Annotated in this window: 13 protein-coding genes; 4 read left to right on the top strand and 9 right to left on the bottom strand. The window is 69.7% G+C overall.

Going from position 1 to position 14,607, the window contains the following annotated elements; genetic code table 11:
- The first annotated feature begins 85 nt into the window (after nucleotides 1-85).
- Nucleotides 86-511 carry a DUF3060 domain-containing protein gene (locus ACZZ9K_RS13010; protein ID WP_027464893.1) on the top strand — a complete coding sequence of 142 codons (426 nt, stop codon included), beginning with the start codon at nucleotides 86-88 and terminating at the stop codon, nucleotides 509-511.
- Between the two features lie 212 nt (nucleotides 512-723).
- Here ACZZ9K_RS13010 and ACZZ9K_RS13005 read toward each other — a convergent pair whose 3' ends face one another.
- The 5 genes from ACZZ9K_RS13005 to ACZZ9K_RS12985 form a co-directional block, all read right to left on the bottom strand.
- A complete protein-coding gene (locus ACZZ9K_RS13005; RefSeq protein ID WP_463444251.1) occupies nucleotides 724-1,815 on the bottom strand; it encodes an NAD-dependent epimerase/dehydratase family protein in 1,092 nt (363 codons plus the stop codon).
- Complete coding sequence (locus ACZZ9K_RS13000; RefSeq protein WP_027464895.1) at nucleotides 1,812-2,678, bottom strand: glycosyltransferase family 2 protein; 867 nt, start codon at nucleotides 2,676-2,678, stop codon at nucleotides 1,812-1,814. Before ACZZ9K_RS13000 ends, ACZZ9K_RS13005 begins: the two co-directional genes overlap by 4 nt.
- Nucleotides 2,675-3,820: an O-antigen ligase family protein gene (locus ACZZ9K_RS12995; RefSeq protein ID WP_214520718.1), complete on the bottom strand. Its 1,146-nt coding sequence runs from the start codon at nucleotides 3,818-3,820 to the stop codon at nucleotides 2,675-2,677. Before ACZZ9K_RS12995 ends, ACZZ9K_RS13000 begins: the two co-directional genes overlap by 4 nt.
- A gap of 110 nt (nucleotides 3,821-3,930) precedes the next feature.
- Complete coding sequence (locus ACZZ9K_RS12990) at nucleotides 3,931-4,974, bottom strand: glycosyltransferase family 4 protein (protein ID WP_463444250.1); 1,044 nt, start codon at nucleotides 4,972-4,974, stop codon at nucleotides 3,931-3,933.
- A gap of 41 nt (nucleotides 4,975-5,015) precedes the next feature.
- Nucleotides 5,016-5,768, bottom strand: a complete 753-nt coding sequence (locus ACZZ9K_RS12985; protein WP_463444249.1) for a WecB/TagA/CpsF family glycosyltransferase — start codon at nucleotides 5,766-5,768, stop codon at nucleotides 5,016-5,018.
- An 83-nt stretch (nucleotides 5,769-5,851) separates the two neighbouring features.
- Between ACZZ9K_RS12985 and ACZZ9K_RS12980 the strand changes: the two genes are divergently transcribed.
- On the top strand, nucleotides 5,852-7,114 hold the full coding sequence (locus ACZZ9K_RS12980; RefSeq protein WP_463444248.1) for an MATE family efflux transporter: 1,263 nt from the start codon (nucleotides 5,852-5,854) through the stop codon (nucleotides 7,112-7,114).
- A gap of 76 nt (nucleotides 7,115-7,190) precedes the next feature.
- Here the strand turns inward: ACZZ9K_RS12980 and galE are convergent, their stop codons facing one another.
- From galE to ACZZ9K_RS12965, 3 genes are all read right to left on the bottom strand, one after another.
- Complete coding sequence (gene galE, locus ACZZ9K_RS12975) at nucleotides 7,191-8,150, bottom strand: UDP-glucose 4-epimerase GalE (RefSeq protein WP_463444247.1); 960 nt, start codon at nucleotides 8,148-8,150, stop codon at nucleotides 7,191-7,193.
- Nucleotides 8,151-8,226: 76 nt separating this feature from the next.
- Nucleotides 8,227-9,645, bottom strand: coding sequence for a tyrosine-protein kinase domain-containing protein (locus tag ACZZ9K_RS12970; protein ID WP_463444246.1), 1,419 nt, complete (start codon nucleotides 9,643-9,645; stop codon nucleotides 8,227-8,229).
- Nucleotides 9,645-10,751, bottom strand: coding sequence for a polysaccharide pyruvyl transferase family protein (locus ACZZ9K_RS12965; RefSeq protein ID WP_463444245.1), 1,107 nt, complete (start codon nucleotides 10,749-10,751; stop codon nucleotides 9,645-9,647). Before ACZZ9K_RS12965 ends, ACZZ9K_RS12970 begins: the two co-directional genes overlap by 1 nt.
- Nucleotides 10,752-10,834: 83 nt before the next feature.
- Here ACZZ9K_RS12965 and ACZZ9K_RS12960 point away from each other — a divergent pair, with 83 nt between their 5' ends.
- Both ACZZ9K_RS12960 and ACZZ9K_RS12955 read left to right on the top strand, forming a co-directional pair.
- Nucleotides 10,835-12,019 carry an acyltransferase family protein gene (locus ACZZ9K_RS12960; RefSeq protein WP_463444244.1) on the top strand — a complete coding sequence of 395 codons (1,185 nt, stop codon included), beginning with the start codon at nucleotides 10,835-10,837 and terminating at the stop codon, nucleotides 12,017-12,019.
- Nucleotides 12,020-12,105: 86 nt separating this feature from the next.
- Complete coding sequence (locus ACZZ9K_RS12955) at nucleotides 12,106-13,293, top strand: ankyrin repeat domain-containing protein (RefSeq protein ID WP_176708110.1); 1,188 nt, start codon at nucleotides 12,106-12,108, stop codon at nucleotides 13,291-13,293.
- A 107-nt stretch (nucleotides 13,294-13,400) separates the two neighbouring features.
- On the opposite strand, the gene ACZZ9K_RS12950 is transcribed toward ACZZ9K_RS12955, so the two are convergent.
- Nucleotides 13,401-14,597 (bottom strand): glycoside hydrolase family 1 protein, encoded by a 1,197-nt coding sequence (locus ACZZ9K_RS12950; protein WP_463444755.1) that lies wholly within the window; start codon nucleotides 14,595-14,597, stop codon nucleotides 13,401-13,403.
- Between the last annotated feature and the right edge of the window lie 10 nt (nucleotides 14,598-14,607).

The following is a 14,607-nucleotide window of genomic DNA, read 5'->3' as shown; positions in this document are numbered from 1 at the left end:
CACTCGTCGAGGCCCAGGCTCGCTGACCGCGACCTGGGCCTCGGCCCTTCCCATCCACACAACGCAATCGACGTCAGGATCCCTCATGCAGTTCATCAAGCCGCTCGCCATCGCCACCGCCGCCTTCGCCATCGCCACCCTCGCAGGCTGCACAGCGGCTGAGACGAACACGGCGAAGCCCAGTTCCAGCCCGACGTCCACGTCGACGGCCCCGCCCGTGGTCAAGAAGGACGTCGCGTGCAAGGACGGGACCGCGAAGGTCACCGACGACAGCGCTGAGCTCACCGTGCAGGGCGACTGCGAGAACGTCGAGATCTCCGCGTCCAATTCGCTCGTCACGGTGTCCGGAGCCGTCGAACACGTTTCGATCACGGGGGCCATCAACACGGTCCGTGCGAAGTCCGTCGGGTCGGTGACCATCGGTGCCGGCTCGAACGGCAACCTCGTGAAGGCCGGGAACACCCCCACGGTCGACGACAAGGGCGAGCAGAACGAGATCACCGCGGAGTAGCACGCGCACGAGCGCGTTGTTCCCGCACACCACGAGATGCCCCGGCTGCTCATCGCGAGCAGCCGGGGCATCTTCGTGTGCGCGCCAGTGCTCGCCTCGGTCTCTTCGGCGGGCGACGCGTGTGTCGATCAACGGCCGCCGGCCTTCCGCGGGACAGCAAGAAGCCCCGACCGCTCCACACGGGAGCGGTCGGGGCTTCTTGTGCGAGCGCCTCAGCCAGCCATCAGTGCCTCGACCGGCGTTCCGAGCTGGCCGTCGATCCAGTCCTGCAGGCGCACGACGCCGGCGTCCAGGCTCCACTGCGGCTGCCAGTCGAGCGCAGCGACCGTCGGAGCAACGTCACACGCGGCGAACCGGACGTCGCCGTCGCGGAACGCCCCGGTGATGTGCGGCGCGGGTGCTCCGTGGTGACGAGCGATCGTCCGAGCGAGATCGTTGATCGTCGAAGGCACGCCGGACCCGACGTCGAACGTCGTGGTCCCGACCGAGCGAGCGGTCCCGAGCGCGGCGACGAAGGCGTCGGCGATGTCGTCGATGAAGACGAAGTCGCGGGTGATCTCGCCGTCCTCGTAGATCGGGATACTCTGACCGGCACGGGCGAGCTGCGAGAACAACGAGACGATCCCGGTGTAGCTGTTCGTCAGGGACTGGCCGGGCCCGAACACGTTCTGCAGGCGCAGCACGGTCAACGCCGTGTCGCGCGCGCCCACCCATGCCGCGAGGATCTGCTCCTGCGACAGCTTGGTCGATCCGTAGACGCTCGTCGGATGCGGGACGTTGTCGCCGGCGCGGGCGGGCAGCGGTGCCAGTCCGTCGAAGTCCCACGCCCCACGCTCGAGCTGCCCGTGACTGCGCTGGCCCGGGTACCGGACGTCCCCCCGCTCGGAGATCCAGCGCCCCTCGCCGTACACGGCGCGACTGCTGCTGAGCAGGATCCGCTCGGGGACGATGCCGAGACGACCGAACCCGTCGAGCATGCGCGTGGTGCCGACGACGTTCACCTCGGCATGACGCGAAGCCTCGTCGAGCGATTGCGCTGTTCCCGTCTCTGCGGCGAGGTGGATCACGATGTCCGGGCGGATGTCCGAGAGCACACGGTCCCAGGTCGCGCTCTTCGTGATGTCGCCCACCACGAGCTCTGCCGAGTCATGGAGTCCATCCGGTCGGACTCGCTCGGGGTGCACCTGTGGGTGCAGCGAGTCGACCACCACCCAGCGGGTGAACGAACTCGCGAGCCGCTGGGACAGGGCGCAGCCGATGAAGCCGGCACCCCCGGTGATGAGGACGGTCTTGGTGGTGTTCATCTGTTTCCGCTTCCTTCTTCTGTGGGACGGTGGAGACGCCGACGCTCGCGAACGGCGTCGCGAGCTGACACAGCGACGTACCGGAGCACCTCGACGGCGCGACGTGGTGGGGCGCTGGCAGCACGGAGGTAGGGCGCGATGGGAGTCGCACCCGCTCGAGAGCGGCCGGCCGCGAGGACACGGGCGGTGATCGCACGACGGTGCCGCTCGTTCTCCCACCAGTAGCGCCACGGCCGGACGGCTCCAGGGGACGCGTAGACCACGACGGGTGCGCGGTCGGGGACGACGGCTCCTGGGCGCCATCCGCGTGCGAACAGGTCGTAGTCCTCGCACCAACGGATCTGTGGGTCGTACCCGCCGGTGTCGAGGTACCACTCGCGGCGGAACGCACTCGCCGGGTGCGCCACCGGCATCTGACCGCGCTCGAACATCGCGTCGACGGCATCGGAGTCGGGCGGGAACCGATCGGCGAGGATCGTCCGCGAGCCACGCTGCTCGACGAGCCTGCCGAACGTCGCGACTGCGTGCGGGTTTCCCCGGAGCTGTCGGACGTGTGCCGCGAGCCTTCCAGGAAGCGCGACATCGTCCGCGTCAGCGATCGCGATCACCGCTGCGGTCGTCGCTCGGATGGCGCGGTCGCGTCCGACCGATCGACCGACGTTGTGCGGGGAACGGATCACGCGGAGCCTCGGATCGGCGAGTGATCCCAGCGCGAGATCGGTCCCGTCGGTCGATCCGTCGTCGAACACCACGACCTCCAGGGCGACCTCGGTCTGGTCGAGGAGCGAGCGCACGGCGGGGATGATCGTGTCGACGGCGTTGTAGGCGCTCATCACGACTGCGATGTCGGGGCGACCGGTCATCGGGATGCTCCGAGGAGTCCGCGGTCGCCGATTCGAGGCTCTCGTGCGCGCGCTCCCGTCGTCGGTTGCTCGGAGAGACCGACCGGGAGACCGAGCGACAGCCCGATGAGGACCGAAGCGGGAAGCAGGACGAACGGGTAGACGAGGACGTTGTCCGTGGCGGCGGCAGCGAGTGTCGCCGTCAGGGCGAACAGCGCGGCCCAGTGGATCGGCTGGTCCGTCCGTGCGATCCGCTTGATGACACGGATGAGCACGAGCAGACAGCCCAGGACGAACGGGATCAGTCCGACGAGGCCCTCGTCGTGCAGGACGCGGAGGTACTCGTTGTGCGGCTGGGTGATCCCACCGAACCGCTCCGTCACGAAGACGACCGCCGACCCCGGGCCGTGGCCGAGGAAGGGCGCGTGCATCGCGTTCTGGCTGACTGCTTCCCAGAGCGCCGAACGGCCGGAGGTGTTGATCGCGAGGCCACCGACCTCGACCGCGTTGTCACCGACGAGGAAGCGATCACGCAGCGGTGCGAACGTCGACAGGAGCGCCCACGTGGCGAGCGCGACGCCGGTCACCGCGCCACAGGCGAGCAGGAGCCGGTGTCCTCGGCGGAGCCGGACGACGAGTCCCACCAACATCAGGATGCTGATCGCGGACGCCGTCCGGGACAGGCTGAGCACGATGGCCCCGACGATCACGAACGGAGCGGCACGGGCGAGGAGGTCCGTCGGTGGCAGCACGACCGCAGCGGCCAGCAGCACGAGAGCAGTGAGGGCGAATGCACGGGTCATGTAGACGTCCGCACCCGACACGCTGCCGACGGCGAACACGACGGCGACCAGGACACCGACACCGGCGAACACCCGGAGCGTCGCGCCGGCGATCTCCACCGTCGCCGACCGCGCAGAGAACGCGATGCCGAAGGTGAACATGGTGAGGATCGCTGCGTTCTGGAGCCCGTCGGGGTTGGGCGCGAAGACGAGACGGACGACGACGAAGCCGTAGAACAGGAGGAACGGCAGGGGAACGGCCGCGAGGCCCGCTCCCACGACGAGCGGGGCCAGCGCGATGAGCACCGCCATGACGCCGACCGAGATGAACGCCGAGAGGCTCACCGACCCCAGACCGACACGGCCACTCGTGTCGATCACGATCGCCATCCCCACCGCCACCCAGGTGAGCCAGGGAAGGGCCGGGGCTCGCCAGCGGTGCCCTGGGAACGATCGACGGCTCGGAAGGAACGCCGTGCCGGGACGGACGCTCATCGGGTGCTCTCGTCGAGGACGTGTCGCCAGGCGTCCGTGTAGGCGAGCTCGGACAGACGCGCCGAGAAGGTCCGGGAGGCGCCAGCGGACAGACGTCCGCGGAGTGCAGGGTCTCTGATCAGGGACTCGAGTGCATCGGCGAACGCTTCCTCGTCGCCGACGTCGACGAGGAAGCCGTTGACACCGTGCTCGATGAGGTCCGGAACGCCGCCGACGCGGTACGCGACCACAGGCGTGCCGCTCGCGAACGCCTCGACGATCGTCAAAGGCTGCGCCTCTTCGAGCGACGACGTGAAGGCAAGACACGTCGACACCGCCAAGGCTTGCCACTTCTCCGCCGCACCGAGCGCGCCCACGACCGCGACACGCGCCGTGGCGTCAGCGTCGACCAGTTCTCGTTCGACCGCTGCGACGACGGCTGCATCGGCGGGCGAACCCGCCAACGTGAAACGCCAGCGCTCGGTCCCGGTGCGACGGAGGAGGAGGCCGGCGATCCGCGCGAAGTCCTCGGCACCCTTACCGGGGATGAGGTTCGACAGGAAGAGGACGCTGCACGGGTCGGCTGCGGTGGTCACTGCCGGAACTGGGCCCGGCGTGTTGGCGAGACACAGTGCAGCGCGGTCAGGCAGGTCTGCGAGCAGGGACGGACCGAGTGTGACGATCCGGTCGCTCGAGCCGAGCAGACGGTCCACACACCACGCCCACAACCGACCTCGACGACGGAGGTCCTCGAAGCCGACCGAGTGCACGTAGAGCACCAGAGAACTCCGGAAGAGCCGCAGGAGCTCGGACACGGCCCAGTCGACGAGGAACGATCCGCCCCGGGTGGTGACGAACACCACGACCACCTCGGGCCGGAAACGGACGCTCGTCCAGACGACACGGGTGAGCAGTCCGACCACCGCGACCACCTTGCGCAGCGACGGCACACCGACCTCGGCGACCGTCGCACTGAACCGTCGGTCGATGAGTCGTGACGGTCGCCCCAGCCGCTCGAGCACGTCGAGGAAGCGGAGGGTCATCACGGTCTGGCCGTGCACGGGCGGAGGAACCTGGCTGACGACCGCCACGCGTCCGCCGGTCATCGGCGTCGCCGCAAGGCCGCGCGGAGGAACACGAAGTTCCCGATGAGGTAGCGCTTCCAGAGACGGCGCGGTTCGCTCGCGAGCCGGAAGACCCACTCCAGTCCGACACGGGTCATCCACTCCGGCGCCACTGGCTTCGTCCCCGCGATGAAGTCGAACGCCACCCCGACCCCGATCGCGACCTTCCCGAGGTGTTCGGCGATCCGTCGCGTCTCGACGTCCTGCAGCGGTGTGCCGAGGCCGACCCAGATGATGTCCGGATCAGCTGCGACGATGTCGGCGTCCTGCGCAGCGAGCTCGTCGTCGGTCAGCGGCCGGAAGTACGAGCGGTGCGTCCCGACGATCGAGACGCCCGGGTACCGCCGCTCGAGTTCGGCGCGGAGGGATGCCAGCACCTCGTCCGTGTTGCCGAGCAAGAAGTGCCGGATTCCCAGGCTCCGCCCCCGGTCCATCATGTCCGGGAACAGCGACGGGCCCCTGACCTGCGACAGCGCGCGGCCCGGGAGCACTCTCGACACCCACGTGAGGGGCTTCCCGTCCGGGTAGACGGCAGCCCCGGAGGCGATGAGCCGGTGGTAGTCCTCGTCCTGCGCGGTGAGGGAGATCACGTACGAGTTCGCCAGGTGGACGTCACCGGCACCACCGCTCTGCGCGACCGCCGCGATCTGTTCGATCGCTTCATCACGGGTCGCGACGATGATCGGCACGCCCGCGATCTCGGTTCGCTCGAACTCGGCAAATGTCAGCATCTCGGTCCTTCACTCATCAGGTGGGTCCCCCACGGGTCAGTGATATACTAACACGTGACATCCATAATGAGAGAGGCGCGAACATGCAGCGACTCGGCCGACTCGCGCTCCCCTTCGCCGCTCAGGCGATGCTGAGCCTGGGCCAGATGGGCATCACGATCGTCGGCACCGTCCGCCTCACTCCCGACGGATGGGGCCGTTTCGCCGTTCTGCTCTCCGTGTTCTTCATGGCGGCCGGCTTCGTGCGCGGGTTCGGAGCACTGCCCGTCGTCATCTACCTGTCAGGCGACCCGGAACGGTCTCGAGCCGCACGCCGCGCTGCAGTGCTGCTCACCCTCGTCGCAGCGGCTCCCGCGTCGATCACGATCGCGGTCGTCGGTCTCGGTCTCGCAACCGCCGCATCCGGACTCGCGCTCGCAGCCGCACTCGTCACGTACGCCCTGTACGACACGACACGATCGGTCGAGATGTCGGCCGTCCGCTACGGCCGCGTCGTCTCGACCGACGGCGTGGTGATGGTGGTCCTGGCTGGACTCTGTGCTGTCGGGCTGTTGCCCGGCGTCGACGCGTCGGTGGCGCTGCCGGTGGCGATGACGATCGCGTACGGAGTGGGTGCCGCAGGACTCGCACTGCGCGGACGCCCGACCCGGTCGTGGAGCGTCCGGGTCTTCCTCGATGAGTACCGGCGGGACATCCCGTTCCTCGCGCTCGACGGAGTCCTGATCGGCACCACGATGAGCGCGGTGGTGATCGCGCTCGGTGCATCGACGTCACTCGCCGTGGCCGGCGCGTTCCGGAGCTGCACCACCCTCATCGCGGGACCGTTCCAGATGCTGCAGACAGGACTCTCCCCGACCGTCATCCGCTCGATGCGAGGCCGAGCGCTCGAGGAGCGATCGGCCGATCACCGGGATCCCACTCGAGCTGTGCCGTCGTCCTTCCGCGCACGGATGCGGTCGCTCGCCTTCCCCGCAACGATTGCCGCGAGCGCGATACTGGCCGGCGTGCTCTGGGGCACGACGGCTGCTGCGGTCGTGCCGTTCGTCCTGAGCGCCATCCACCTGACCGCGCTCTCCGACGCAGTCCCGTTCAGCGTGGTCGCTTGCCTCCTGGTGTCAGCACTGTGGACCAGCACCGTGTTCTCGACGTTCCAGCGCTACCGCCGATCGAACGCCGAGCTCACGACTGTGCGGGTCGTCACGCTCGCGTGTTCGCTCGGCATCCTCGTCGCCGTACCGTCGGACATCGCTGTGCCCGTCCGGCTGATCGCCGCGACCGCGCCGTGGGTTGTCTTCCCTGCGCTCCATGCCGTGCTCCGCTGGGCGCCCGTGTCGCGGCGACTCTGACGAGTCCCGAGCCGAGAACGCAGCGGCTCCCGGGCGCTCCGCGCGTCGATGCGAACAGCGCGCTCATCAGCGTGCGTCAGGAGTGGACTGCTCCGAGGGCGGACCGGACGATCGCGTCGAGACCGTGACGAGCCCGCCACCCGAGCTGATCGGCTGCGACGGACGGGTCCGCGACGACCGCGGCGGGATCGCCAGCACGAGCTGCGGCGACCCGCAGGGTGCTCGGTCGACCGAGGGCGCTGCTCACCTCGGCCACGACCTCTCGGACGGACGCCCCCTTGCCCGTGCCGATGTTGACCGGGCCGGCGAAGTCGCTGGCGTCGTGGAGCGTGTCGACCGCAGCGAGGTGCGCCCGTGCGAGGTCTGCGACGTGGATGTAGTCGCGGATGCAGGTGCCGTCCGGGGTGTCATGGTCATCGCCGTAGACGACCGGTGACTCACCGCGAAGGATCCGATCCAACACGATCGGGATGAGGTTCTTGGCAGCCGTGTCCGCGAGGTCGTCCCATCCGGCGCCGGCGACGTTGAAGTAGCGCAGCGAGATCGCCCGTAGCCCCCAGGCGTCGCGCGCTGCGTCGAGCATCCACTCACCGATCAGCTTCGTCTGGCCGTACGGATTGATCGGCGAACACGGGGTCCGCTCCGTGACGACGACGTCCTGCACATCGCCGTACACGGCAGCCGAGGAGGAGAAGACGATTCGGGTGACTCCGACGGACCGCATCGCTTCGAGCAGGTGCCCGAGCCCTCCGACGTTGACGCTGTAGTAGCGCTCCGGCTCGGCGACCGATTCCGCGACGTCCTTGAGCGCCGCGAGGTGGATGACCGAGGACACGTCGTGCTCGTGCATGACGTCGATGAGTGCTGACGTGGCATCGGCGGCCGCGAGGTCGAGTTGGACGACGACGGCTCCGACCCGGGACCTGAGGCCGCTCGAGAAGTCGTCGACCACGACGACCGACTCGCCTCGCTCCTCGAGGAGGCGGACCACGTGCGAGCCGATGTACCCGGCGCCGCCGGTGACGAGGATTGACAAGTTCAGCTCCCAGAGGGTTCGGGGTCGGTGAGGGCGGCGCCGACCGGGCGGGCGACGGTCGAGCCGACACCGTGGGTCATGTGGTCAGACCGCGCCGGCTGCGCCGCTCCTCGGGCACCGGCTCGATGACCGGGGTGTCGCCGTCGTAGTAGGCGTACTTGCCGTAGGACCCACCACCGGCACCGCGCATCGGCAGCATCTGGCCGACCACTCCGAACGTGACCGCCTTGACCGCATCGAGCGCCCGGAGTGCCGCGACGACATCCGCCTTGCGGACCTTGCCGGCGGCGGCCACGAAGAGGATGCCGGCGACCGCGCTGAGCACGGTGGCATCGGCGACCAGCAGGACAGGCGGCGCATCGATCACGACGTAGTCGAAGTTGCGCTCCAGGTGTTCCACGGTCGCACGCATCGCAGCGGAGCCGAGCATCTCGCTCGGGTTCGGGGGGATGCGTCCGGACGGGAGCACCGAGAGCGCTTGCTCACCCCACGGCTGCAGGACGTCGGCAATCTCCGCACGTCCGATGAGCAGGTCCGTCAGCCCGGCGTTCCCCTCGATGCCGAGGTAGTCCGCCACACGGGGGCGCCGGAGGTCCGCATCGACGAGGACGACACTCGCTCCGGTCTCGGCAAGGGCGATGGCCAGGTTCGCTGCGACGTAGCTCTTGCCCTCGCCCGGCCCGGAACTGGTCACCACGAACGAGCGGCCAGCGTCGCCGAGACCGACGAACTGCAGACTCGTCCGGAGTCGGCGGAAGGCTTCCGACCGTGGGCTCCTCGGGTCGGCGTGGACGATGAGGGGGCGTTTCTGGGCGTCCGGATCGACGAAGATCCCGCCCAGGTAGGGGCGACGCGCGACTGCCTCGATCTGCTCCGCGGTCCGGACCCTCGTGTCCAGGTTCGTCCGGAGCACCGCGATCCCGACCCCGGTCACGAGACCCACCGCGAGGCCGATCGCGAGCATCAGCGGGATCCGTGGAGCACTCGGCGCGCTCGGCACGGTTGCCGGCGCGATCGTCTTCACGGCGATGAGGGACGGCCCGACGCTCGGTTTCTCGAGGTCCTCGGACACGACGCGTGCGAAGGACTCCCCGACGGCGTTCGCGATCTCGGCCGCTCGCTTCGCGCTGGTGTCCGTCACGGAGACCTCGAGGAGCACGGTGTTGGCAGGGGACGAAGCGCTGACGAGCGGCGCGAGCTCGGCTGCCGTCATGCGCGGCTCCAGCTCGCGTCCGGCGCGATCGAGGACGATCGGGCTGTTCACGACGTCGACGTAGGTGGAGATCGCTTGTCGCGCGAAGCTCGTCCCCTGGTTCAGATCCGTACTGGCGGCGCCTTCTTGCGCACGGACCGAGACGTAGAGACGGGTCGCCGCGGTGTAGGCGGGTGTCGACGCAGCAGCGAGCGCACCACCGCTGAGGATGCCGAGCAGCGCCGTCGCCGTGATGAGGAGCCAGCTCTTCCGCAGGATCCGGACGTACTCCTGAGCCTCCATCAGGCAACACCTCCGTGGGCACCAGCGGGTTCGACCGTCTCGAACGGGAGCGGCTCGCGGAGCTGGTCGGTCATGGTGACGCCCTCGCGCCAGTCGGCTATCCGTTGCACCCCGACCACGAGGCGCTGGCGGAGCGTGCTCGCCAGCGCCTGGGTCGCCGAGCGCTCCAGGGGGTCGAGTGCCCGCATTGCAGCATCGACGATCTGCTGCTCCGTCGAGCCCGGAACGACCGTGGGCCGTTCACCCGTGACGCTGAGCCAGAAGTCGTCACACTTCGAGGCGTAGGCGAGCGGCACCGTGGGGACGCCCAGGCCGACCGCGGCGACGGCGCCGTGCAGTCGCTCGGTGAGCATGAGACTGCACCGGCTGATCTCCGAGGTCGTTGCGCGGACGTCGCCGTCGAACCGGTGGATCCGCGACGGGCGGTGCAGTTCGGACTGCAGGGTTCGACAGGCGGCGAGGTCGTTCGGGGACAGCGCGAACAACACGATCTCGGTGTCCGCTCCGGTCATCCTGCGCACCGCCGCTGCGACCGACCGCGGGTCGAACCGCGACACCGGATCAGCGCCGACGCTCACACCGACCGGGCCGTCGGCGTCGTGGACGTGTTCGATGCCCGCCACGACCGGGTACAGCAGAGCGGGGTCGCCGACGACCGCAGGACGACCCCAGGCCCGCTCGCACTCCACCGCTGTGAGCGGACCGCGGACACCGAGCAAGATCGATCGGAGCTCCGCCCAGCGCCGCCAGTCGCGCTCCTGCAGGCCCAGGGCGAACGTGTCGGTCGACTCAGCCGCCCCCGCTCCGAGTGCGACCACTGCGTCTGCGCGGTACACCCGAGCAGCATCTGCCACGTGCCGTGCCCAGTTCTGGAAGCCGAGCACCGTTCCGCCACCGAGGAGGAGCATCCGCTCGGTACGGCCTCCGGTGCGGTACGAGTGGATCGCGCTCCGGACATCGGCGAGTCGCTCCCGTCGAGTCACCGGCGAGACGGCGTCGATCCCGAGGGCGAGACGCCACGTCTCGAGGAGGAGTTCATCGCCGTAGTTGCCGTGCCCCGTCCAGCCGAGGTAGACGACCTCGCGCGCTGCGGTTCGTGTGGTCATGTCATTAGTATATCACCTGCAATATCCATAGCACGCGCTCGATATCATCGCGTATGTTTGTATTTTGCATGTAGAATTGCTACATGCCGACCCGACAGCAGCCCTTCCGTCTCATCCAGCCCCTGCGGTACATCGCAGCCGCCCTCGTGGTGGTCGTCCACGCGTGCTACTACTCGGCGGAGCGCTTCGACGAGCACACCCCGCAGCTCGACAGGATCGGCGGACTGGGCGTCTGGCTGTTCTTCGCGATCAGTGGTTTCGTGATGGTGCTCGTCGGCGACGACCTCGGTCAGGCGCCGGGGTCCTGGCACCGGTTCGCCCGGGCGCGGCTCGCGCGGGTCGTCCCGCTCTACTGGCTGATGACCACCATCAAGGTCGCCGCGGTGGTCCTGGCCGGCTCGTTGGTGGTCAACTCGGCCCTCAGCCCGGGCACGGTCCTTGCGTCGTACCTGTTCATCCCCAGTCACGACGAAGCCGGTGCCATCCATCCGCTCTGGGGCGTCGGGTGGACGTTGGTCTTCGAGATGGCGTTCTACGCGCTGATGACGCTCGCCCTGGCCATCCGGATCGACCCGTTGGCACTCTGCGCACCGATCCTCACGCTCGCGGCCGCCGCGTCACTCCTGCGCCCGGCCACCGGGTCAGCATGGTGGTTCTACGCCGATGACGTGACGCTCTACTTCCTCGCCGGCATGGTCATCGCCCGCGGGTGGCGAGCACGACGACCGGTCCTGACCGTCTTGTCGCTCGGCGGCATCGCGGTCTGCATGGGCACCCTGGCCTCGTTGCGAGCCGAGCGGCTCGAGGTCTCGGCGGCCGTCGTCCCGCTCGTGATCTCCGCTGTCGTGTTCTCGGCGGTCTGGCTGGACGATCGGATCGGCCGGTTCGTGCCCCGCTGGGTGATGGCCGGCGGCGCTGCCTCGTACGCGCTGTACCTCGTTCATCCGCTCCTGGCGCCGGTGGTGCCCGCAGCACTCGCCGCCGTGGGCGCGTACTGGGTGCCGTGGTTCGTGGTCGTCACGATCACCGTCGGTGCCATGCTCGCCGTGGCGCCACTCGCCCACCGCTTCGTCGACCGTCCGCTCACTCGCGGAGCCAGCCGCCTGCTGCTCCCCGGGGCTCGCTCCGGCCATGGCCGCAGGTCCTCGAGCCGAGCAGTCGCGCGATCAGGACCCCTGGACGCAGCCCGTACCGCAACTCGGGGGACGGTCCGCGGCGGCATGTCTTCAACATCTCACATTCCGGACGGCGCTGCTCCGGAAGGGTGACACCTGTGGAGAACTGCGGAGCTGGACGAGAGCACGCGACGAGGCCCTCCGCGGGGAGACGGACCACTGCCGGGTAGGGTCGTCCCGTGCGATGGAGTCGAGTGAACTGGCCCTCCGTTGGCTACGTCTCCCTCGAGGACTTCGACGGCCAGCGCGAACACGTGACCCGGCTGCTCGAGGACGCCCCGCCGACGATCGCCGCGCTCCTGACGGTCAAGTGGACCGACTCACGGATCGAACGCTGGGTCGTGGAGTCCGCCGACGCCGTCGTCGACCCGGACGCCGACGAGGACGACGTGACGACCCCCGTCGACCTGCCGGGGCACGGTGTGCCGGACCCGGTCGTCGTGCACGCCGACATCGTGGTCCGCAACGACGAGGTGCTCGACACCCCGAGCGGCCTGTGGCGCCGCTGGAACCACGCCAGGGTGTCGCTCCGGCTGCGGGACGCCGTCATCGACCCGCCGGGTGTCGACGCCGCGGCGCTGCTCGCCGGTGACGCGCACGTCGCCCGGGGCGAGCTCGAGTACCTGAACGAGCACGACGCCTGGGAACTCCGCCTGCTGATCTCCCCCGTCGGTGAGGTCGCGATCCGGTTCCGGGGCGTCCGGGTGGCGATCCGGAGCGTCGCCGAGTCCGTGTACTCCGGCCTCGAGTCGCGCCCGGCACGCGGCTGGCACGGCCCGGTGCCGGACGGTTGGGTGGAGTGGGCGACCGAGGTGGTACGGGCCGCGGCGTACGGCGACCTCGGCGGGCTGCACCTGGCCGATGACGCGAGCGACGTCGACGACGTCGACCCCCGCTGGGGCTTCGCCCCGCTGCACGCCGCCGCGTGGTTCGACCACCCCGAGATGCTCGAGGAACTCCTGCGCCGCGGGGCGACCCTGCAGCTGGAGGACACCGAGGGGCGGACGCCGCTGACGCTGGCGATCGACCGCGACGCGCGACGGGCGGTCGACGTGCTGGTCGCAGCGGGCGCCGACCTGGAGGCCCGTGACGGCGACGGCAACACCCCGATCGTCCGCGCTGCGTGGGGCGGGCACGCCGCGATCGTGCGTGCCCTCGCCGCCGCGGGTGCGGACACCAGGGCGCGCGGGTCACGGGGCGCGACGCTGCTGATCGCGGCCGTCGACTCCGGCGACCTCGACACGGTCCGCGTCGTGCTGTCGCTCGACGTCGACCGGGACGCCGCCGACGACGAGGGCTCGACCGCTGCGGACCGCGCGGAGCTGCTCCGCGAGACGGCCGTCGCCGACCTGCTCGCCGCCGCCTGAGCGCTGTCCGCACCACGGCCCGTGGGCCGACCCGTGCCGGACACGACGAAGCGCGGCGGACGGGAGCAGGGCCTCCCGTCCGCCGCGCGCCTGCGGGGTCGACCGTCCTAGACGGTGACCGACTCGAGGGCGTTCGCCTGCGCGACCCGCCCGTACCAGCGGGCGGAGTCCTTCGGCGTGCGCTCGAAGGTCTCGCGGTCCCACGCGACCAACCCGAAGGTCGGTCGGAAGCCGGAGGCCCACTCGTAGTTGTCCAGGAGCGACCAGTGCTGGTAGCCGAGGACCTCGATGCCGTCCTCGATGCAGCGGTGGATGCCCTCGAGCGCGCCCTGCGTGTACACCTGCCGGCGGGAGTCGTCGGCCGTGGCGATGCCGTTCTCGGTGATCATCAGCGGGACACCACCGGAGAGCTCCCACGCGCTGCGGAGCCCGTCGGCCGAGGCCTCGGGGTAGAACTCCCAGCCGGTCAGGGTCGTCTCGACGTCGTCCGCGACGGGCAGGGGCCCGTCCGGACCGATGAACGTGCGGGTGTAAGCCTGCACGCCGAGGAAGTCGTCGCCCGCGGCGTTCTCGAGGTACCAGTCGTCGCGCGGGTACCCGTACTCGCGGAGCATCGCGTCCGCGCCCGGCTCACCGTTGGACTTGAAGGCCTGGGTCGCGACGGTCCACCCTGACTGGAGGCCCGACACCTGTGACAACACCTCTCGCGACCGCTTGTGGCTGGCCAGCAGGGCGTCGGCGACCCCCAGGTCCGGGTTCGGCAGGCCGAAGGCCACCAGGTTGGCCGCGTCCTCGCCGCCGGCGAGCATGGCCGCGATGTTCGGTTCGTTGATCGTGCAGACGTAGCGGACGCCGTCCTGCACCACGGGGAGCGCGGCCTCGGTGTAGCGGGCGAACAGGTCGGCGGCGTCGGGTGCCCGCCAGAAGCCGTCGCGTTCGAACCAGCGCGGCACGGTGAAGTGCATGAGGGTGACGATCGGCTCGATGCCGAACTCGTGGCAGGCGTCGACCATGCGGCGGTAGTGGTCGACCTCGGCACGGCTGACGAACCCGCGCTCGGGCTCGATGCGGGCCCACTCGATGCTGAACCGGTAGGAGTTCAGCCCGAGCTCGGCCGCGATGCGGATGTCCTCGCGGTACCGGTGGTAGCTGTCCGCCGCGTCACCCGAGGGCTCGACGATGGTGGTGTCCGGCTCGTGCTCGTGCACCCACCAGTTGCTGTTGACGTTGTTGCCCTCGATCTGGTGGGCGGCGGTGGCGGCACCCCAGAGGAAGCCGTCGGGGAACTGCAGCGTGGAGATGATGGTGCCTTTC

It is taken from the genome of Curtobacterium sp. AC268, assembly GCF_979258745.1.
Note: the sequence above shows the minus strand (reverse complement) of the source record. Positions and strands in the feature narration are given on the sequence as shown.

Coding starts and splice junctions, on each gene's coding strand:
- ACZZ9K_RS13000 (WP_027464895.1), bottom strand. CDS start 2,678: ATGACCGGTCGCCCCGACATCGCAGTCGTGATGAGCGCCTACAACGCC.
- ACZZ9K_RS13010 (WP_027464893.1), top strand. CDS start 86: ATGCAGTTCATCAAGCCGCTCGCCATCGCCACCGCCGCCTTCGCCATC.
- ACZZ9K_RS12965 (WP_463444245.1), bottom strand. CDS start 10,751: ATGACCACACGAACCGCAGCGCGCGAGGTCGTCTACCTCGGCTGGACG.
- ACZZ9K_RS12980 (WP_463444248.1), top strand. CDS start 5,852: ATGCAGCGACTCGGCCGACTCGCGCTCCCCTTCGCCGCTCAGGCGATG.
- ACZZ9K_RS12985 (WP_463444249.1), bottom strand. CDS start 5,768: ATGCTGACATTTGCCGAGTTCGAGCGAACCGAGATCGCGGGCGTGCCG.
- ACZZ9K_RS12960 (WP_463444244.1), top strand. CDS start 10,835: ATGCCGACCCGACAGCAGCCCTTCCGTCTCATCCAGCCCCTGCGGTAC.
- ACZZ9K_RS13005 (WP_463444251.1), bottom strand. CDS start 1,815: ATGAACACCACCAAGACCGTCCTCATCACCGGGGGTGCCGGCTTCATC.
- ACZZ9K_RS12970 (WP_463444246.1), bottom strand. CDS start 9,645: ATGGAGGCTCAGGAGTACGTCCGGATCCTGCGGAAGAGCTGGCTCCTC.